The sequence below is a fragment of the Fischerella sp. genome (genome assembly GCF_013388695.1).
Lineage (GTDB): Bacteria > Cyanobacteriota > Cyanobacteriia > Cyanobacteriales > Nostocaceae > PCC9605.
In genome coordinates, this window is sequence record NZ_JACAEU010000079.1 from 1 (window position 1) to 19,989 (window position 19,989).

15 protein-coding genes are annotated in these 19,989 nt (G+C 43.5%); 9 read left to right on the forward strand and 6 right to left on the reverse strand.

The window, feature by feature from the left end; translation table 11 throughout:
• Positions 1 to 105 precede the first annotated feature (105 nt).
• The 3 genes from HXY43_RS10600 to HXY43_RS10610 all read left to right on the forward strand — a co-directional run bounded on the left by HXY43_RS10600 (position 106) and on the right by HXY43_RS10610 (position 2,462).
• Entirely contained in the window at positions 106 to 432 is a 327-nt protein-coding gene (locus HXY43_RS10600; protein ID WP_290883134.1) for a YnfA family protein, read from the forward strand.
• Positions 433 to 562: 130 nt separating this feature from the next.
• Positions 563 to 1,816, forward strand: a complete 1,254-nt coding sequence (locus HXY43_RS10605; protein ID WP_290883136.1) for an Nramp family divalent metal transporter — start codon at positions 563 to 565, stop codon at positions 1,814 to 1,816.
• A gap of 274 nt (positions 1,817 to 2,090) precedes the next feature.
• Positions 2,091 to 2,462, forward strand: coding sequence for a hypothetical protein (locus tag HXY43_RS10610; protein ID WP_290883113.1), 372 nt, complete (start codon positions 2,091 to 2,093; stop codon positions 2,460 to 2,462).
• A gap of 123 nt (positions 2,463 to 2,585) precedes the next feature.
• Here the strand turns inward: HXY43_RS10610 and HXY43_RS10615 are convergent, their stop codons facing one another.
• The 3 genes from HXY43_RS10615 to HXY43_RS10625 all read right to left on the reverse strand — a co-directional run bounded on the left by HXY43_RS10615 (position 2,586) and on the right by HXY43_RS10625 (position 5,924).
• The gene (locus HXY43_RS10615) at positions 2,586 to 4,148 is read right to left on the reverse strand and encodes an NAD(P)H-quinone oxidoreductase subunit N (RefSeq protein ID WP_290883115.1); all 1,563 of its coding nucleotides are present in this window, start codon (positions 4,146 to 4,148) and stop codon (positions 2,586 to 2,588) included.
• A gap of 368 nt (positions 4,149 to 4,516) precedes the next feature.
• Entirely contained in the window at positions 4,517 to 4,831 is a 315-nt protein-coding gene (locus tag HXY43_RS10620; protein WP_026734144.1) for an RNA-binding protein RbpA, read from the reverse strand.
• Positions 4,832 to 5,630: 799 nt separating this feature from the next.
• Positions 5,631 to 5,924: a hypothetical protein gene (locus HXY43_RS10625; protein ID WP_290883116.1), complete on the reverse strand. Its 294-nt coding sequence runs from the start codon at positions 5,922 to 5,924 to the stop codon at positions 5,631 to 5,633.
• Positions 5,925 to 6,415: 491 nt separating this feature from the next.
• Between HXY43_RS10625 and topA the strand changes: the two genes are divergently transcribed.
• From topA to HXY43_RS10655, 6 genes are all read left to right on the forward strand, one after another.
• A complete protein-coding gene (gene topA, locus HXY43_RS10630; RefSeq protein WP_290883118.1) occupies positions 6,416 to 9,091 on the forward strand; it encodes a type I DNA topoisomerase in 2,676 nt (891 codons plus the stop codon).
• A gap of 374 nt (positions 9,092 to 9,465) precedes the next feature.
• Positions 9,466 to 9,603: a hypothetical protein gene (locus tag HXY43_RS10635; RefSeq protein WP_026734141.1), complete on the forward strand. Its 138-nt coding sequence runs from the start codon at positions 9,466 to 9,468 to the stop codon at positions 9,601 to 9,603.
• Positions 9,604 to 9,613: 10 nt separating this feature from the next.
• Entirely contained in the window at positions 9,614 to 10,075 is a 462-nt protein-coding gene (gene aroQ / locus HXY43_RS10640; protein ID WP_026734140.1) for a type II 3-dehydroquinate dehydratase, read from the forward strand.
• A gap of 76 nt (positions 10,076 to 10,151) precedes the next feature.
• A complete protein-coding gene (locus HXY43_RS10645; RefSeq protein WP_290883121.1) occupies positions 10,152 to 11,090 on the forward strand; it encodes an ADP-ribosylglycohydrolase family protein in 939 nt (312 codons plus the stop codon).
• 199 nt (positions 11,091 to 11,289) lie between these two features.
• Positions 11,290 to 13,878, forward strand: a complete 2,589-nt coding sequence (locus HXY43_RS10650; RefSeq protein WP_290883138.1) for an HD family phosphohydrolase — start codon at positions 11,290 to 11,292, stop codon at positions 13,876 to 13,878.
• Between the two features lie 134 nt (positions 13,879 to 14,012).
• Complete coding sequence (locus HXY43_RS10655; protein ID WP_290883122.1) at positions 14,013 to 14,354, forward strand: 2Fe-2S iron-sulfur cluster-binding protein; 342 nt, start codon at positions 14,013 to 14,015, stop codon at positions 14,352 to 14,354.
• A 672-nt stretch (positions 14,355 to 15,026) separates the two neighbouring features.
• Here the strand turns inward: HXY43_RS10655 and HXY43_RS10660 are convergent.
• Genes HXY43_RS10660 through HXY43_RS10670 form a run of 3 tightly spaced genes read right to left on the reverse strand, consistent with a single transcriptional unit; the run spans position 15,027 to position 19,945 of the window.
• Entirely contained in the window at positions 15,027 to 16,106 is a 1,080-nt protein-coding gene (locus HXY43_RS10660; protein WP_290883123.1) for a chemotaxis protein CheB, read from the reverse strand.
• Entirely contained in the window at positions 16,107 to 18,407 is a 2,301-nt protein-coding gene (locus HXY43_RS10665; protein ID WP_290883124.1) for a hybrid sensor histidine kinase/response regulator, read from the reverse strand.
• Positions 18,408 to 18,457: 50 nt separating this feature from the next.
• The gene (locus HXY43_RS10670; RefSeq protein ID WP_026734133.1) at positions 18,458 to 19,945 is read right to left on the reverse strand and encodes a CHASE3 domain-containing protein; all 1,488 of its coding nucleotides are present in this window, start codon (positions 19,943 to 19,945) and stop codon (positions 18,458 to 18,460) included.
• Positions 19,946 to 19,989 lie beyond the last annotated feature (44 nt).

Here is a 19,989-nt window from a genome sequence, read left to right on the forward strand (position 1 = left end):
CATGAATTATGTTTGCATACATTTTTGTAGCTCGATGCCAAATCATTGTAGAGACGTAGCAATGCTACGTCTGGTCATACCCGTGAATTGTAAATTCATATCTTGATTCAGCAACGCCCTTTATTTTACTTTGTCTTAGCTGGATTGTGTGAAATTGGCGGCGGTTATCTGATTTGGCTATGGTTACGTGAGAGTAAAAGTTTATGGTTTGCTGTGGCTGGTTCAGTATTGCTGGTTCTCTACGGCGTGATTCCCACCTTACAGCCAGTCAATTTCGGCAGAGTGTACGCAGCTTATGGAGGTATCTTCATTGTTCTTTCTATTCTCTGGGGCTGGCAAGTGGATAAAATAGCGCCAGATCGGTTTGATTGGTTGGGTGTAGCGATCGCGTTTGTGGGTGTGCTGGTAATGATGTATGCACCCAGAAGCTAAAAAATGAAAAAAATATGAAATAATAATTATGAAAAGAAAATGAAAAAAATTTATGGCAAACAAAAAGCCCAGCCTACCAGAAGTTCACCGCAGTATCAGGGTTCCCAACACAACGAATATCTGGCGGAAGATGCTGGCCTATGCAGGGCCAGGATATCTCGTATCTGTGGGATATATGGACCCTGGTAACTGGGCGACTGACTTGGCTGGTGGTGCTAAATTTGGTTATGCGCTGCTAAGTGTAATCATGCTTTCTAACCTTATGGCGATTTTGATGCAGTCGCTATGCGTACGATTGGGAGTGGCGACGGGGCGGGATTTGGCACAAGCTTGTCGAGATTTTTTCAGCCCGCGTGTAAGTTTCTGTTTATGGGTGCTGTGTGAGATAGCCATTGCAGCTTGTGACTTAGCTGAATTGCTGGGAAGTGCGATCGCACTGCAACTTTTGTTTGGCATTCCTTTGGCTTGGGGGGTGTGTATCACAGCGCTGGATGTGATTGTGCTGCTGTTGCTATTAAATAAAGGCTTTCGCTATACAGAAGCTTTGGTTATCTTATTAGTAGCAACAGTAGGAATCTGTTTCATAGCAGAAATTTTATTTTCGCGTCCTGATTTAGGCGGAATTTTATTAGGTTATGTTCCTAAAATCGAAATTTTACAGAATCCCGAAATGCTTTACATCGCTATTGGCATTTTAGGGGCAACGGTAATGCCACACAACCTATATCTGCACTCATCAATCGTACAGACACGAGATTGGCAACCCACAACAGAGAAGAAATGGGAAGCGATTAAGTTTGGCACAATTGATTCTACTGTTGCTTTATTTTTTGCATTATTTATTAATTCAGCAATTTTGATCGTCTCTAATGAAGCGATCGCTAATTTTAACCAAGTAGTGCAGCTAAATCCTCGATTTTATGAAGGTTTTTGTCTACGAGGCTTGGCTAAATCACAATTGAGAGATTTTCAAGCCGCGATTGCCGATTTTAACCAAGCACTACGACTGAATCCCAACCATACAGACGCTTATAATGGTCGGGGAATCTCGTATGTAGAACTGGGAGATATCCAAAAAGCCGTTGCTGACTTTAACCAGACAATTAAAATCAATCCAACATCACCAGACGGATACTACAAATTGGGAGTAGCTAATTTTAGAGGTGGAAATCATCAACAAGCGATCGCACACTTTAACCAAGCACTAAAAATTGACCCCAACCTAGCTGATGCTTATGGTAGTCGAGGATTAGCACGGTATGCACTGGGGGATAACAAGCGTGCTGTTGCTGATTTACAGCAAGCTGCCAAGCTTTTTCTAGAACAAGGTAATATCCCAGCATATCAACAAACACAAGCTGTTATTCAACAAGTTCAACGTTAGAAGTTTGTTCACCTCAAACAGAAGTTTCATAAAACAGATTTATCAAATAAATCTGTTTTATAGTAAGATACTAAGCAATATATTTTTGGTTCTTATGACAGTTTTCCCTACAATAAAGTCTCTTAAAAATGAGAGTGATTTTTATTATCAAAGAGCCATATAACTCTTTAAAAAAACCTTATATTTACTTGATGTTCTCAATATAAATCTACTTGACGTGTAAATGTTGATCGAATAATATTAGCGTTCGGCAACATTGTTTTCCGGAAAGGCAATGAATAGAAAATTAGTACTTGCTTTGCTTGCCAGCCCCACCATTTTCACATCTCTATTGTCTGTGGTAGGAGTGGTAAATCCTGCTCATGCAGCTTCACCAGTGATCCGCTTTAAAGATGGTCAAGCGTGCACACGCCATCCCCATATCAGTTACGATCAATTCGTATGTATAAGGACTTCACAAAAAGTAGATCCCCGTTATGCTTCTGCATCTAAGTTCAATGCAGTTAACTCTTCTAGCGACAAGGTGGCGTCGCTAAACTTTACTGAAGAGGAAAGCGATGCTGCACTCGCTACATTTGGTTGCGACTGTCCCTACTGCATGAATGCTCTACGCGCCTTACGTGGTCAAGCACCAGTAGTATATTAAGTGCGATCGCATTATTAGACAAAACATATTTGAAATTGAATAAATATGCAACTGAGACGCCTGACATTTTAGTCAGGCGTCTTAGTTGCAAAATTTTACACAGAACAGTATTTGCAATAAAACCTACAGCCCCTCTGTTTGCTCAACAGAAATCGCAGTTACCTGTGTACTATCAACTGCTTTAGCTTGTAAAGTTGGGATATCGGTAACGGAATTGTTGGCTAGGGTAAATAATGGATTCGATAAAATCCCAGCAATAGAAGTGGCGATGAGAGTAGTTATCAAACCCACTTGCAAAGGTCTAAACCCAGGCAAATTCCAACTGATTGCGGGATAATTCTTCACAGCATCAGACATTTCATGAGGTTCTTTAACCACCATCATCTTAACTACGCGAATGTAGTAGTAGATGGAGACGACGCTAGTGACTAACCCTAACAAGACTAACCAGTAAAGACCTGCTTGCCAACCAGCCCAGAATAGGTAAATCTTCCCGAAGAATCCGGCCAAGGGCGGAATTCCACCTAAGGATAGCAGAGAAATGCTCAAACCTAAAGTCAGAAGTGGGTCTTTCTGATACAAACCCGAGTATTCGGCAATTTGGTCGGTTCCCGTCCGCAGGGAGAAGAGAATCACGCAGGTAAAGCCGCATAGGTTCATAAACAGATAAACCAACAGGTAAAATACCATGCTGGCATATCCGGCTTGGGTGTCAGCAATCATGCCGATCATCACAAACCCAGCTTGGGCAATGGACGAATAAGCTAGCATCCGTTTCATGCTGGTTTGTGCCAAGGCAACTACGTTACCCAAGATCATACTCAACACAGCAAGGGCGGTGAAGACAAACTTCCACTCCTCGGCGACGAGAGGGAAGACAGTCGTCAGCAAGCGGATGGCAAGGGCGAAACCAGCTGCTTTGGAACCTACAGACAAAAAGGCAATTACTGGGGTGGGTGCGCCTTCATAAACGTCTGGTGTCCACTGGTGGAAGGGTGCAGCGGAGATTTTAAAGCCTACACCTGCGATCGCAAATACCAAGGCAATTACCACACCCAAAGATTGAGCAAGGTTAGCTGCGGCAATGCCATTGGCGATCGCATTTAGTTCTGTTTGTCCACCCGACAAACCGTACAGCAGGGAAACACCATATAAAAACACTGCCGTACTTGCAGCACCAATCAACAAGTATTTCAGTGCCGCTTCGTTAGAACGAGGGTCACGCTTGGTATAACCTGTGAGCAAATAAGAAGAGATACTCAGGGTTTCTAGGGAGACGAAAATCATCACCAACTCACTAGCCCCTGACAGGAACATCCCTCCCAAGGTAGCAGTCAGCAAAATCGCTATGAATTCTGCTAAAGCGGTGCCACTTTGTTCGACGTAGCGAATTGACATCAAAATTGTCACAGCGGCAGACAAAGCCACAATACCGCGAAACACGATACTGAGGTTGTCACCGTTAAAGGCACCAGCAAAGAAGATGGGATTGGAACTGTCCCATTGAAAATATAGGGCGATGATTGAGGCAAATAGACCAGCGATCGCCAGATATCCAATCCAGCGCGAGGAACTCCGCCCCAAAATCAAGTCCACTATCAAAACCCCTAAGAGGGTAAAAACTACAATTCCCTCTGGCAATATCGTTCCAGCATTCAACTGGGATGCAACATTAGCAAAATCCATGAGCTGTATAGGTTTTGGCTATTAGACATTAAGGAACCAACTGTGTTAATTCTATTGTGTTTTTTACTAAAGTTTCGTAAACGTGTCTGTATTACGGGATCAATACCATCAAATTAAATTATGCTTAAATTTGGCGATCGCGATGCTACAGCCAAAACCTGTTATTGTTTCTTTGTTGGTTCTTGTTTAGAAAAACTTACCACTAACTACTAACCACTATCTACTAACTCATTTTTATCTAAATAAATAATAAGCAGATCAGTTAGATACCGATCTGCTATTTCTGTATTAAATCGCGCTTGGCAAATATATCACTTATGCCTTTCAGCAATAGCTCTTTAGCTTGAGCTTATGAGGTCATTTAAGACTTAATAACGTCTAGAGTATCCACCGCTGTTGCTTCTACCCCAGCTACCACCGCTAGAGCGCCCGCTTTTTTCCTCCCGTGGTCTTGCTTTATTAACTTTCATTACACGACCCTTCCATTCAGCACCATCTAGAGCTTGAATGGCAGCTTCTTCTGAAGCTTCTGATTCCATTTCTACGAAACCAAAGCCTCGTGCGCGGCCCGTTTCCCTATCAGTAGGAAGTTGAACTCGCGTTACAGTGCCATACTCAGAAAATACATCACTGAGTTCGTCTTGGGTCACGTTGTAGGATAGGTTGCCTACGTAGATAGACATTAATTTCTCCACTCTCTCCAGAATTTCGTTATGTAGAGACGTTCATCCGGAGAGCCACTTGCAATTTTCAACAAAAACAAGAACATCACTACCGAACTACTTCTCCATCCTCATTTTAGCATAATTTCTATTTCCGCAAGGCTGAATTTGCCCTGTTATGCCGTGTTTTGAACTAAAATGTATTATTTTTTACGATTAAAACCATTATCATAATTTATGCTCAAACTAAAACAATAATTTGGGTTTGCACGCACATCTTAGTAACTGTCAATAGTGGGTTGTCAGGCTAATACTAAATATCTTGATATTTGCAATAGTTCATAATTACTAACCAACATTGGATAGAGAACTATATAGAGTATTTTCAAACTCATAGTTTCTCTATAAATGAGGAAACCGAATCTTGGAAAATCTACTTTCTTAAGGAAATTTAAAATGTTAGATAGCGTAATAATTATTTTATAACTATGTCTTAAGGAGGATGATAATTTTTAAATAACTTGATAATAAATAAAATTCTGTTTTAAGTCTGACCTCAGACTTTTGTTTGTTAGTTTTGAGTTTTGAGAAAGTGTAAAATACAAGGCTAATTTATGTTTGCACTAAAAATCTTTTCGCAGCAATTCCCCAATTCACTGAAACAATAGCTGCATGTGCTGATTTCATATCATGACTTAGTAGGATGCGTTAGACTGCGTTAACGCATCGCTACTTAATACTGCGTTACAGTGCAAGCAGATGCAGAATTTGCAATCATAAAAACTCAATCATGCGATCGCGCACCCTAAAAAAATGCTTTTCAATCGGCTACATACCGCCAACCTTGAGGCTCATATTCTCGTTGAATTCGTACCATCCACGTCCCTTGAGGAATAGAAATTGCCTTATGTTCCTCGTGGGCAAGTACCGCCGCTGATGAAAGGACGCAGAGGTAGAGAGTACCATCTTTTTCGTATAATTCTGCTTGTCCATCAATGATGCGATGTTTGTGTCCGGTCACTTCGCCTTCCGCCAAAGTCAAGTGTGGTAGCTTTTGCCCCTCAAATTGCTGTACAGGCATTAGAATAACGTCGCCCTGACGAATTGGTTGCATATCTTTTTATCCCAGCGAGTGTTGCACAGCCCGTGTTACGGACGCTCACAAATTTGATTTCATTTTGGCACAACTAACTCGTGGAACAAAGATGGAGAGATGGGGAGACATAGGAGTGGGAGAGGGGAACAGAGGGAGAGGGGGGAGAAATGTTAAAACAACTTCCCCACTTCCCCACTTCCCCACTCCCTCAGCAAGCATCACCCACAAAGGGGAATTTTGAAAACTACACTCGCCAATTATGCTTGAGATAAGTTAAAGATTGAGATAACTGTAAAATTCACAGTTCCGCTTCCCCTACCCTCTGGGAAAAATTACCTGCAACAAGTGGCAATTGCCCTACGCTGTAATTTTAAGGGATTTTACAGGCGGGCAGTTTGTGTGAGGATTAAATCACATATGTTTAGTGACTGATAATCTTGACATTTAGCTCTCAATTATCTCAATTTGACTGTTTAGCTTAGCAGCTATTCTTTTTTTTTGAAATTTCCATGTCAACTATCGTCATCGTCGAATCTCCGACCAAAGCTCGTACCATTCGCAACTACCTACCAAAAAGCTATCGGGTGGAGGCGTCTATGGGTCATGTGCGTGACCTACCCCAGTCGGCTAGCGAAATTCCTGCCAGTGTCAAAGGGGAAAAATGGGCGCAGCTCGGGGTAAATGTAGACGCCGACTTTGAACCGGTGTATGTCGTCCCCAAAGACAAAAAGAAAGTTGTTACCCAACTTAAAGAAGCTCTCAAAGAAGCTTCTGAACTGATTCTGGCAACGGACGAAGACCGAGAAGGTGAAAGCATTAGTTGGCATTTATACCAATTGCTCAAGCCCAAGGTGCCGACTAAGCGGATGGTGTTTCACGAAATTACTCAAGAGTCCATCAAAAAAGCTCTGCAAAACTGCCGTAACATCGATGAGCAGTTGGTTCGCGCCCAGGAAACGCGGCGAATTTTGGATCGACTGGTGGGCTACACCCTGTCTCCCCTGTTGTGGAAAAAAATCGCCTGGGGATTATCTGCAGGGCGCGTGCAGTCGGTGGCAGTGCGCCTATTGGTGAAGCGGGAACGGGAACGCCGTGCTTTCAAGCAAGGAACATACTGGGATTTGAAAGCAACTTTGCTCCCACCACAAGCCGAGAAAGGGAAAGAGCAGGTCTTTAGTGCAGTCCTTGTCACCCTAGCAGGAACTAAACTCGCAACTGGTAGCGATTTTGACCCTGCCACCGGAAAAATTGCAGCTGGTCGCAAAGTCGTACTGCTCAACCAAACCGAAGCCGAAGCACTCAAGGAACGCCTGACTGGGAAACCTTGGACGGTTACAGACATCGAAGAACGTCCGGTTACTCGCAAACCCGCACCACCTTTTACCACCTCGACTTTGCAACAGGAATCTAACCGCAAACTGCGCCTCTCGGCACGGGATACGATGCGGATTGCCCAAAGTTTGTACGAGCAAGGGTATATTACCTACATGCGTACAGACTCGGTGCATTTGTCAGAACAGGCAGTAGCAGCAGCTCGTAGCTGTGTAGAACAGCTTTACGGCAAGCAATACCTCAGTCCCCAACCCCGGCAATACACCACCAAGTCCAAAGGCGCGCAAGAAGCGCACGAAGCCATTCGTCCTGCGGGCAGCACCTTCCGCACACCCCAAGAGACCGGTTTAAGCGGTAGAGAACTGCAATTATATGACCTGATTTGGAAGCGCACCGTAGCCTGCCAAATGGCAGATTCTCGCCAAACTCAAATCACCGTGCAACTGCAAGTTGAAGATGCCGGGTTTCGGTCTTCTGGGAAGCGCATTGATTTTCCTGGTTACTTGCGTGCCTACGTTGAAGGTTCTGACGATCCCGAAGCGGCTTTGGAAGACCAAGAAGTCATTTTGCCTGACCTCAAAGTTGGGGATCATCCCAACTGTCAAGACCTAGAGACAGTCAAACACGAAACCCAACCTCCAGCTAGGTTCACTGAAGCTACTTTGGTCAAAACCTTAGAAAGTGAAGGCATCGGGCGTCCTAGCACCTACGCCAGCATTATTGGCACTATTATTGACAAAGGCTATGCCCAATTGGTCAGTAATGCCCTCATCCCTAGCTTCACAGCTTTTGCCGTGACTGAATTGCTAGAAAAATACTTCCCCGATATTGTCGATATTGGCTTTACCTCCAAAATGGAGCAAACCCTAGATGACATTGCCGAGGGCGAAGCTGAGTGGCTACCCTACCTACGGGAATTTTATCTGGGAGAGAAAGGTCTAGAACCCCAAGTCAAAGAAAAAGAAGACCAAATTGATGCCAACACAGCTAGGACTGTTGAACTAGAAAACTTAGATGCCAAAGTCCGCATTGGTAAATTTGGCCCCTACATTGAAATCGGAAATGGTGATGGTGTAGTAACCGCATCAATTCCCAAAGACTTTACCCCTGCGGATCTCGATCCCCAAAAAGTAGAAACTTTGCTGCGGCAAAAAACTTCTGGCCCCGACGAGGTGGGACGTCACCCCGAAACAGGCGAACCTATTTACGTACTAATTGGACCTTACGGCCCCTATGTGCAATTGGGTGACAAGTCTGAGGAAAATCCCAAACCCAAACAAGCTTCTCTACCTAAAGGTGTGAAGCCAGAAGATGTCACCCTAGACACGGCTGTTGGTCTTTTGTCCCTACCTCGGACACTGGGCACACACCCAGAAACAGGCGCAACAATTCAAGCTAATTTGGGGCGTTACGGCCCTTATGTCGTTCTTAACAAAGGTTCAGATGGGAAACCTGATTATCGTTCCTTAAAAGCAGGTGACGATGTATTGACAATTACTTTAGAACGCGCTCTAGAGTTGCTGTCTGAACCGAAAAAAGGACGTGCTACAAGTACCAAGTCTAAGGCTGCTTTACGGGAATTGGGATCTCACCCAGAAGACGGCGAACCCGTTAACATTTACGATGGACCCTACGGGCCTTACATTAAGCACGGCAAAACTAATGTGAGCATTCCAGAAGGTGTATCGCCAGAAAATGTAACCCTAGAGACAGCAGTTGAGTTGCTGGCAAGCAAAGCAGCAAGTGGGAAATCCACTCGCAAAAGTAGTAAATCAACAACTAAATCCACAACTAGTTCTAGCGCCAAGTCAAAAGCCAAGTCATCAACGACTGCTGCTAAAAAAACTAACTAAACGCTATAGTTAATAGTCAATAGTCCATAGTCAATGGTGAAAATTATTGGCTATTAACTATTGGCTATCAATTACTATTGCGATCGCGAATTTCTCCACCACTGCGCCTATCTTTTTCCTTTTCCCTTTTCCCTTTTCCCCTTTCCCCTGTTTTCTAAATACCTATCTTTAGTAAGATGCAGTCTTCTGGGTGAATGATGTGATACTCTAAGAAATAAGGGAGAAAATAAACACTAAATTTTGAAGATGTGGCTCATGCCCGGAATATGGATAGCGTGAATTAGCCGATTTTAAGCCAGAGTGCAACATAAGCTAGTTTCTCCATAGCTGATAAGCAAAAAAATCGAGGTAGTATATCGGGAGCGGTCAGTCCAATGGACTATATAGAAAAGGTGCTAGAAAAGCTTAAGGAATTGACACGCAAGCTGATTGAAGCCCTTTTAGGGCCGGAAGCTGAGCCGGAACCGGAGCTGATTCCGATTCCTGTAGACGATCGCTCGCGCCGTCGCTAAGAGAGTCAGCGTGCAGGACTTGAAGTTACACCCCTTAAGCATTCTGGTGTTGCATGGGCCAAACCTGAATCTGCTAGGTCAGCGAGAACCTGGTATTTATGGTTCCCTGACCTTGGCTGAAATCAACCGCCAGTTAGAAGCAGAAAGTCAAAAAATGGCGGTAAAAGTTTTCACCATGCAGTCAAATCATGAAGGGGTTTTGGTGGATGCCATTCATGATGCCTTGGGACAACACCAAGGCATTTTGATTAATGCAGGAGCTTACACTCATACTAGTGTGGCATTGCGAGATGCGATCGCCGCTGTCAATCTGCCTACAGTGGAAGTACATTTGAGCAACATCTATAGGCGAGAAGAGTTTCGCCATCATTCTTACATCGCCGCAGTGGCCGTTGGGCAAGTTAGCGGTTTTGGTGCTCAAAGTTATATCTTAGGCTTGCAAGCATTAGCGTACTACTTGAGACAGTTATAGATTATGAATTATAAATGATGAATTATGAAATTTTTAACTTTCATAATTCATCATTCATAATTCATAATTTTTTTGTATGCGCTACTCTCTTGTTAGTCGAGCCAGAGGCTCTATACTAGGGGCTTTACTTGGCGAATGTCTTGCTTGTGGTGGTGTAGAGACGTTGCATGCAACGTCTCTACATGAGTGGAAAAAAATGGTGATTGTAGGGACTGAGAGTTTAATAGAACTGGGTAGATTTGATGTAAATGATTGGATTAAGCGTCAGCAACAAGCAGGGATTATTTTAGAAGGTGGCACCCACTTCTCCTCACAAGTGATTCTTGGGGCGCTGCCGATCGCATTATTTTCTCACGAAAATACTATCAAGCTGCGACAAAGCCTGCTGCGTATGGTAGAAATTTGCCAGCAGGATAACCCCATTCTCCAGGATTGGATGCTAGCGATAGGCTACACAATTGCTCAGTCTTTAACAGAAAAACTCACTCCTGTCACTCTTATCCCGCAGATAATTGCTTTTTTGGGAGATACACCGACGCAAGTGCCACAAATTTTATTAAAATTAAATAATTTGTTAGAAAAACAGGTTGGATTAGAAACAACGCAAGCCGAGTTCAGCAGAGAAGAAAAGCTGAGTAAGGTAATGGCAATGGCTTTTTACTGCTTTCTTGGCACACTAGAAGATTTTCGTCTTTCTGTTGGGCGAGCTACTCAAGTTAAGTCACACTCAGTGTTGATCGGTGCATTTACTGGTACTTTATCGGGAGCTTACAACGGTGTGGCAGGCATTCCCGTAAGTTGGCGTTTTTTACTCTCAAAAACTCAGTCGGCACGCTGGCAACTGACGAATTTCTCCCGGATGCTAAAATTAGCAGATGCACTTGTGGCTACATGGTCGGGAGTCTATGACCCTGGTTTGCATCAGAGCGAATTTAGGGAAGAAGAATGGACTATAGCGTTGGGCGAAAAGCCTTTAGGGGCGATCGCAGCTCCTCGCGTCATCCGACTAATTTAATGCCATTTCTACCTATCAATGGTGTTAAGTGCAAAACATAGAATTTACCAACTAAGAAAAATATTTTTTAGTAAAAATTTACACTTATAAAGATTAACGACAGCAAACCTCAATCGGATTCCTCATGTAGCAATAGTGGCAAATGGGCTTCAAGTGTGTTCCCTCAAACTATTAAAGTAAATAACTGCGGTCACAAATGATGAAAACGCAGCCATTTTTGCAATCGTTGACTCAGCAAATAACTTACTGTAGGCAGCGGTATCAAGCCCTAAGCCGTTTATACTTATCGAAATCAACTGTGAAAGGCAGACATCGAAAACAAAGAGCGCCCAACTCGAAGACAGCGGCTAGCTGCACAAATGCAAAACCTTCTCCTGTTGTTTTCGCGATCGCGGTGGTTTGTCTCACAGGCATAATGGGGCAAAACTTATACAATCAACCTCAGTTGAAAATCGGCACCGCTGCACCAGAAACGATTAGAGCACCGTATACTACCCTAATCGAGGATCAGAATAAAACAGAAGCACAGCGCAAAGATGCCAGTAAAGGTTTTGTGCCAGTGTTGATGGTTGATAAAAGCATTAACAAGCAAATCAACCAAAATTTGCAACAACTTCTGGATCGGGGCAATGAAATTCGGGCCTCTGCTGGATCCTTTCCTTTTTTTGATACTTTCGTTTTATCTGTTAGTAGTCAGCGTTTCCTACGCTCATGTACAGAATTAGAATGGCAAGCAGTGCTACTCACTCTAGAACATACTAATAGGCACAAGTCAGGAGTTTTGACTCAAAAGCATAAAAGCATTAGTAAGGCAAACATGAAAAGGTCTTACGCAGAGAATATCACTGCATTCCCGCTTCACCGTATCCCTGCGTCCTCCTTACCCATGTCAGAAAATCCTCTACTCCCGGTGTCTTCCCCTCCAGACGCAAAATCGCTAGATTTTTTCCAAAAAGCGGACTTTACCCAAGCAGTAGCAGAATTAGAGGCTTACCGCCTCAAGACATCTACGCAAAACTTGTCCTCACTGCTAGTCAAAATCTCCCAAGCACGTCAAGGTTACGCCCAAGCCAAAGCTAAACTTGTACAGCTACTGAGTGAAAACTCAGAAACAGAATACGAATTAGCTTCTTTTCTCGATTTATCTGATGAGGACTGGGCAAAAACTCAAATGGGAATCAAGCTGAGTGCGGAGCGGATTTTGACTCAAGGCATCCCCCCCGGACTACCACCTAGTATTTTAGACAATGCTGTCAAATTGCATGTACAGAATTTGGTACCAAAACAAGCTGAACCCTTGGCAAACAAACTGTTGTTAGCCGTCCTGGTACCGAATTTAAAAAAAGATGAACAACAAACAAAATTACAAGCAGAACAAGCAGCTGCTGAAGTGAAACCGGTAATGGTGGCGGTGGGGCAAGGTGAGGTGATTGTCCGCAAGGGACAGCAGATTACAGCATGGCATTTTGACGTATTAGAACATTATCATTTGGTTCGTCGGGAGGTTAATTGGCTAGGGTTGATGTATTTGGGAGGGGCTGTTAGCTGTGCTGTAGGTATTTTTACTGTTGTAGAGCATCGTATCAAATGTCAATGGCGGCAAAGCGATCGCCTGTTGGTATTACTGCTGAGTCTGACTACACCCTTAGTGGTAACTATGGGTACGCCCTATACCACTTGGAGTGGTGTTGGTTTACTACTAGGTAGCTTCTACGGTGCCACTTCGGGTGTAACAGTGGTGGGATTACTGGCAGCATTGCTAGCCATCAGCTTGGACATCAGTAACACTTCACTCGTGGCCGGTGCAGCAGGGGGAATACTCGGTAGTTGCATGGCCCATCGACTGCGATCGCGTGAAGAACTAGCGCTATTAAGCGTAGCCATTGCCTTCACTGAGGGCAGCATTTACCTGGTGATTCAGATTTTTCTAGGGGCTGCATTTGGCCCGTTTTTTTATGTTGTACTCAAGGAAGCAGGATTCTTTGCCTTGTCTGGTTTAGTTTGGAGTATCGTTGCTCTAGGGTTAAGCCCTTATCTAGAAAAACTATTTGACTTAGTCACCCCAATCCGTTTAGCAGAACTGGCAAGTCCCAACCGCCCCTTGTTAAAACGACTCGCCACTGAAGCTCCCGGGACGTTTCAGCATACCCTGTTTGTGGCTACCCTAGCTGAAGCTGCGGCTAAAGAACTGAGATGCAATGTTGAATTAGTCAGGGCTGGCACATTATATCATGATATTGGCAAAATGCATGACCCCTTAGCTTTTATTGAAAATCAAATGGGGGGGCCAAATAAACACGATACGGAAATTAAAGATCCTTGGCAGAGTGCTGATATTATCAAAAAGCACGTCAGTGAAGGCTTAGCGATGGCACGTAAGCATAGTTTGCCTTCTTCTATTCAAGCTTTTATTCCGGAGCATCAAGGAACGATGCAGATTGCCTATTTTTATCACCAAGCCCAGCAAATGGCAAAGGAAGATCCGAGTTTAACAGTAGAAGAAGCAGACTTTCGCTACGATGGCCCCATTCCTCAATCGCGAGAAACAGGAATTGTCATGTTAGCAGATTCTTGTGAAGCAGCACTGCGATCGCTAAAAGATGCCACTCGCGACCAAGCCTTGACAATAGTTAACAATATCCTTCGTGCTAGATGGCAAGACAATCAAATGGTAGATTCAGGGCTAACACGGGAAGAAATGACAAAAATAGCCGAAATTTTCGTGGAAGTTTGGCAACAATTTCATCATAAACGTATTGCCTATCCAAAGTTAAAGGCGTCAAGTTGAAGAGTCACGAACCTTTTTATAGGACAATGGCGGTAGATACATTACCCACGGAACAGACGAAATAGCTGGGTGTCCATGTCGAGGGGAGCCTTTTCAACCACTCGAACTCAATTCTTAGATCGTGAGATAACCTAATGGCAGTTTACCAAGTTCGACTGATCAATCCTGCAATTGGCTTAGATCGCACCATCGACGTACCAGACGATCAATACATTCTTGACATGGCAGAAGAAGCAGGTATGCGCTTACCATTTGGGTGCAAGCAAGGAGAATGTTCTGCCTGCGTTGCTAAAATCGTCAGTGGAGAAGTAGACCAAAGCGAACAAAAGTTTCTGCGATCGCATGAAATAGCAGCTGGTTACACTATTACTTGTGTCGCTTATCCTTTGTCTGATTGCACCTTAGAAACTCATCAAGAACAAGTCTTGTATCAAAATTCACTTTATTTTCAACCGGATGCAGCTAAATCCGAGTAATTCTCCTTGAGAAGAGTTATAAAGAAATTGAACTATAAAAAATGTCAAAACCCCACTCATTTGAAAGCGGGGCTTTGTAAAGTTTTTTTGGCTTTGTAAAGTTTTTTTACTAAAGTTTTAATCGTAGCCTTAGAATAAACTCATGATCGTGATGATGCTAGCACTAGTCAGCATTACCAGCGCACCCATGACAAGAGATTGATTCAGTTGGTTAGGATTTTTTGAATCGTTCATTTCTGAGAATCCCTTAATTTTTAAGGATTCTATTTACAATATCAAAACCAATATTTTTATCAATAAAAAGCTGGTAAAACTTAAAATAGCGTTACTTGTCTTCATAAAGGCAAGGGTAATTACTTAACGAACCATTATCTTAGTAGAGAAGACTATTTTCCTCTTTGTGTCTTAGTGTCTTGGTGGTGAAAAAAGAATGATTGAAACACCAAGACACTAAGACACCAAGAAAAATTCATTTCTCAGACTCACGCCTTGACTGGGGTAGGGAGGGGTTATACCTACGTGTTGCATTCTTTCTTTTTGATACATTAGGTCAAGCAGTCAGACAAGGGAGACAAAGGAAGAGGAAATAATCATATTAGGACTTTCGTGAAATGGTATTACTCAGATGATTTGATTATTTGTGTGGTGAGGTACAAAGCCAATCAAGTTAGACTACTGGTCGGATATGGTCTTTAGCAAGAAAGGGGCGATTTCTTCAACTTCAAGTAGATTTTGAGCCGCACCTAGGGCGATCGCTTCTTTAACCATGCCAAATATTGCACCACTTTTCTCATTTTGAGCGATCGTCATACCTCCGACTTGAGAAATCATCTGTAAGCCTTCTGCACCGTCACTACCAAGTCCGCTTAATAAAACTCCTACAGTTGCCCTGCTGTAGAAATTGGCGATAGATTTGAAGGTGATTGTAATAGAGGGACAATGCTTCTCTCCCGGTAAAGCCTGTGCGTAAGCGAACTTGCCCAGAGAGTCTAATTCTAAATGATGCTTTTCTGGAGCAAAATAAACTGTTCCTGGTAAAGGATATTCGCCTACCTGGGCAATTTTGACCCGCAACTGACACTCAGAAGACAGCCAGTTTACCAGCCCTGATAAAATGCCTTCACTCAGATGCAGCGTACAGATCACAGGCAAGGGAAAATTACTAGGCAATTGACTGAGAATCTTCTGGATAGTTTGCAGACCTGCTGTGGAAGCTCCTATACAGATGACCTTGATGCGAGAGCCAACATTGGTAATTAATGATTCGCGTCTGAGGATAGATCCAGAAGTTGACAGTTCTACAGGAGCGGTCATTAACTGTTGTTGCCCTTTGAGAGTGACTTTCATACTAGAAAGGACTTTGATCTTGGCGATGAGGGCAGCCTTGAGTTTTTCGTAGTCGGTGGGTGAATCGGTGGATGGTTTGGGGAAAACATCTGCTGCTCCAGCTTGCAGGAGCCGAAAGACATTGTCTATATCTGTTTTTTGGACAAAATTACTGATCACCAAAATTGGTCGGGGGTCTTCAGCCATGATGCGTTTGGTCAACTCCAGACCATCCATATTATCCATAAGTAAGTCTGTACAAATCACATCCGGATTGGTCTGAGAAATCACCTCTAAACCTTCTACGCCATCACGTGCCGTACCGACCACATCAACGTCTGGTGAAGAATTTAATAATCTTTGTAAAATTTCCAAAGCAACAGGAGAATCCTCAATTAAAACCACTTTCTTTTTGGAGAACTGCATTTACATTAATCTCCTCAATGTATCTAATAAAACTCCCTGTTCAAAATCACTCTTGGTAATGTAAGCGTCTGCACCAGCTTCTGCACCCAGGCGTTTATCTTCTTCTGAAGCCAGAGTTGTCACCAAAATGACAGGTAATTTTCTGTATTCTGGTATCTGGCGGATTTTGGCAGTAAATTTTAGTCCATCCAGATTTGGCATTTGTATATCCGAGACAATCGCATCGAATTTATCTGCCTTCAGCTTGTCCAAACCGTCTTGACCGTCTACAGCTGCTGTGACTTCGTAACCAGCACTCTCCAGAATCCGCCGCATTTGGGTACGAATGGGAATGGAATCTTCGATCAGAAGAATCTTCTGTTTGAGTTGTGCTTTTTCTGTTAATTCCCGAACCGTAATCGATACAACTGTTTTCTTGGCCGATTTAAACAAATCTGGTGGATTGAGCACCGTGCAAACTTTTCCAGTGCCGAGGATAGTAGCACCCGATACATTGCGAATTCGTTTGAGTAACTTACTCTGCGGCTTCACAACAATGTCTTGTTGCTCTAATACAGTGTTTACCAGCAGTCCCAAACGCTCAGAGCCAATCTGTAAAATCATGCAGGGAATAGTTTTCGCCGCAGTATTTAAAGCTTGGGTTGATGTAGGTACTTTCACAGGTAAGCCTAATAAATCTGCCAACCACACAACCGAGACAGACTGTCCTTGAAATGAAAACGTTTGACTGCCTTCATCCGTAAAAATTTCCTGCGGGGATACTAAAAGCATTGTTTCCACAAAACCTATAGGAATAGCATAGGGATGTTCGTTGACTTGGACAATCAAGACTTGGGTGGTTGCCAGAATGTTATTTACTGTAATGCGAAACAAACACCCCTGGCCAGGTGTAAATTCCACTTGGATAGTTCCCTTCAAGCGCTCGACATTGGCACGTACAACATCCAGACCAACTCCTCTACCAGAAATCTCAGTGACTGCTTTACGAGTGGAGAAGCCAGGCGCAAATATCAATGTTTGAATTTCCGCTGTGGACATTCGTAACAGTTCTGCTTGCGAGCGAATACCACGACGCAGTGCCGATCGTTTAATCGCTTCGATATCTAAACCGCGACCATCGTCTGAAACTTCGATAGTAATTGTGTTGCCAGTTTGATAACCCCGCAAGCTAATCGTCGCCGTCGGAGACTTACCAAGTTGTTGACGTTCCTCGGGTGTTTCCACGCCGTGATCTATGGCATTGCTGAGGATGTGCATCAGCGGATCTTTCATCTCTTCTAAAATCCGCTTGTCTACGCTAGTCTCTCCACCTTCGATTTGCAAATTTACTTCTTTGCCTTGCTGCTTGGCTAAATCGCGCACCGTGCGGGGAAAGAGATTGAAAATTGTAGACAATGGTAGCAATCGCAGGGAGGTAACTCCTGATTCGAGTTCATTAGCTACAATTTCAAGTCTAGTAGTGCACTCATTGGTTTTATTCCGGAGTTGATTCAGGTGCACTCCCAGATCTTTAAGGCGGTTTTCAACTTGGCGATAGAAATTTTTCAGAGGTTGGATTTCATTGGCTGACCAGTGTCGCTCTAGGTTTGTAAATATCTGACGGCTAACAGAGACTTCCCGGTTCCACTCTTCCCACAGGGCAATAATTTGGTCGATTTCATCCTTTTGATTGGCAATCTGACCTTTACTAGCCACCAATTCACCCACTTGAGTGAATAGCTTATCAAGCCTTTGCGATTCAACGCGGATGGTGTCAATTTGGTAGTCATCGATCTCAGTCACAGCGTCTGCTGGCTCATGGGAACCGTTAAGGTGGACTGTATCGTTAAAGACTAAGGATTGCTCCACAATCGGTTGGGAAAAAACAGAAACTTCGGATTCAGCAGCAGTTTCCAGAATTTCTGACCATGTATCATCAGTTGAGCTAACCATCATTAGTTGAGCTAACACATGAAAGACGCTAACTCCTGCTGGTTGTCCGGTGACGGCTTCTTGGGCAATTTTACGAACAGCATCCAGTGCCTGATAGAGGCTGTCAAATAGTTCGGGGGTGAAAATTCGCTCATTCCGCTTCACGCTGGCGAGAATTTCTTCCATTTGATGAGTGAGAGTTTCTACATCTTTTACTCCCAACATCCGGGAATCTCCTTTAAGAGAATGGGTTTCTCGTAGTAATGCCTCAAGTTTGGCAAAGTCGTGAGGATACTTTTCGAGATGAAGCAACCCAGCTTCTATTTTTTGAATGTGTTCTGCACTAGCTGCTTTGTAAAGCGATCGCAGTTCTTCATCTTCTATCATCATGGCTTTGAGACTGTTGTTAACAATTGGCAAAGACAAACGGGCATTTTGCTTTACTCGGCTACTGCTTGAAGATTCTGAGCGGCTTTGTTGAGTTCGTAGGTAACTTCTCTAACCTGGATGATACTAGCGGCTGTTTCTTTTGCCCCTAGATTGATGGCATTCATGGCTGAGACGACTTGCTGTACGGCAACAGCCTGGTGTTTGGCACTCTGGGCAATTTGTTGGCTGTTGAGAAATACGCTGTTGAGGGCACCAGCAATGCTTGTAAACACATCGCCAGTTTCTGAAACTAGCCTGATTCCCTGCGTAGCTTTTTTTGTACCTTCATCAGTTACCATCACGGTAGAGTTAATCGCAGTTTGCACTTCGTTAACCAAGCTGTTAATCCGGTCAGCAGACTTCCGACTTTGATCGGCGAGTTTGCGAATTTCACTAGCTACCACGGCAAAGCCTTTACCCTGTTCTCCCGCCCGCGCTGCTTCTACGCCTGCATTCAGGGCTAGCATGTTTGTTTGGTTTGCCAAATCTGCTACCAAGTCAGAAACTATGGAAATTTGGGCGGTCTGTTCGCTGAGGCGGACAATCTGGTTGGCGATCGCTGTCACTTGCTCTTTCAGATCCGAGATACCTTCAATTGTCAGACCCACTGTCTTAGTTCCTCCCTCAGCGAGAACTAAGGCTTGCTTTGCTTCCCCAGCAGAGGTTTCGGCTTGTCCAGCCGATTGCAGTGCAGAAACCCCCAGTTCTTCGATAGTCGTGGTAGTTTCATTTACTGAGGCAGACTGCTGCAAAATGATGCGTTCTTGCTCAGAAACAGTTTCAGTAATATTTGCAGAAGAAGAAGCAACTGCTTGGGCTGCATTAGTAATAGGCTGGACAATGAAGTTAAGAATATAAGCAGCAACATAATAGGAGATGTAAATTCCGACTCCTAAGCAAACAAGCCATCCACTCCAAGCAATCACAGATGACAATTGCTGAAGTTGATCTGATGCTTGTTTTCTTTGATCTAGCAGTTTCTGCTGTTCCGTACTCATTTGGGCAAGCTGATTTCTAATTTCATCCATAATCTGCTTGCCTTTATTGGAAAGTATCAAGTTAACCACTTCTTGATATTTACCAGCTTTTTTAATCGCAATAGTTTGTTCCAATTCCGCGAATTTTTGCTGAGCTATTTCTACTATTTTTTGAGTTCGATCAAGCTGAGTTTGATTATCGCTGACTAACTGCTTCAAATCTTGGCTGTGCTCTTGAAAATTTTTGCGTCCACTAGTATATGGTTCCAAGTAGTTTTCTTTACCTGTCACCAGAAAACCTCGTTGTCCATTTTCGGCATCAACTAAATCTTTTTCTAACTGCTTTAGTTTTGCTTGTACTTCAAATGTGTGATTGATCCATCGCTGATTTTCTGCCAATTTCACCTTAGCAAATTCAGAAAAAGCTGTAGCAACTCCTGCCAAAACAATCACAATTCCAAAACCTATAGGTACAATTTGATTAACTTTTAGAGGTGATTTGCCTGGAATTTTATTTAGCATATTTTTCTTCCTTCAAAGTAGCTTGAGTATGATTTAGGATTCAC

Coding starts and splice junctions, on each gene's coding strand:
- HXY43_RS10605 (WP_290883136.1), top strand. CDS start 563: ATGCTGGCCTATGCAGGGCCAGGATATCTCGTATCTGTGGGATATATG.
- HXY43_RS10610 (WP_290883113.1), top strand. CDS start 2,091: ATGAATAGAAAATTAGTACTTGCTTTGCTTGCCAGCCCCACCATTTTC.
- HXY43_RS10615 (WP_290883115.1), bottom strand. CDS start 4,148: ATGGATTTTGCTAATGTTGCATCCCAGTTGAATGCTGGAACGATATTG.
- HXY43_RS10620 (WP_026734144.1), bottom strand. CDS start 4,831: ATGTCTATCTACGTAGGCAACCTATCCTACAACGTGACCCAAGACGAA.
- HXY43_RS10625 (WP_290883116.1), bottom strand. CDS start 5,924: ATGCAACCAATTCGTCAGGGCGACGTTATTCTAATGCCTGTACAGCAA.
- topA (WP_290883118.1), top strand. CDS start 6,416: ATGTCAACTATCGTCATCGTCGAATCTCCGACCAAAGCTCGTACCATT.
- HXY43_RS10635 (WP_026734141.1), top strand. CDS start 9,466: ATGGACTATATAGAAAAGGTGCTAGAAAAGCTTAAGGAATTGACACGC.
- HXY43_RS10645 (WP_290883121.1), top strand. CDS start 10,152: ATGCGCTACTCTCTTGTTAGTCGAGCCAGAGGCTCTATACTAGGGGCT.
- HXY43_RS10650 (WP_290883138.1), top strand. CDS start 11,290: ATGAAAACGCAGCCATTTTTGCAATCGTTGACTCAGCAAATAACTTAC.
- HXY43_RS10655 (WP_290883122.1), top strand. CDS start 14,013: ATGGCAGTTTACCAAGTTCGACTGATCAATCCTGCAATTGGCTTAGAT.
- HXY43_RS10660 (WP_290883123.1), bottom strand. CDS start 16,106: ATGCAGTTCTCCAAAAAGAAAGTGGTTTTAATTGAGGATTCTCCTGTT.
- HXY43_RS10665 (WP_290883124.1), bottom strand. CDS start 18,407: ATGATGATAGAAGATGAAGAACTGCGATCGCTTTACAAAGCAGCTAGT.
- HXY43_RS10670 (WP_026734133.1), bottom strand. CDS start 19,945: ATGCTAAATAAAATTCCAGGCAAATCACCTCTAAAAGTTAATCAAATT.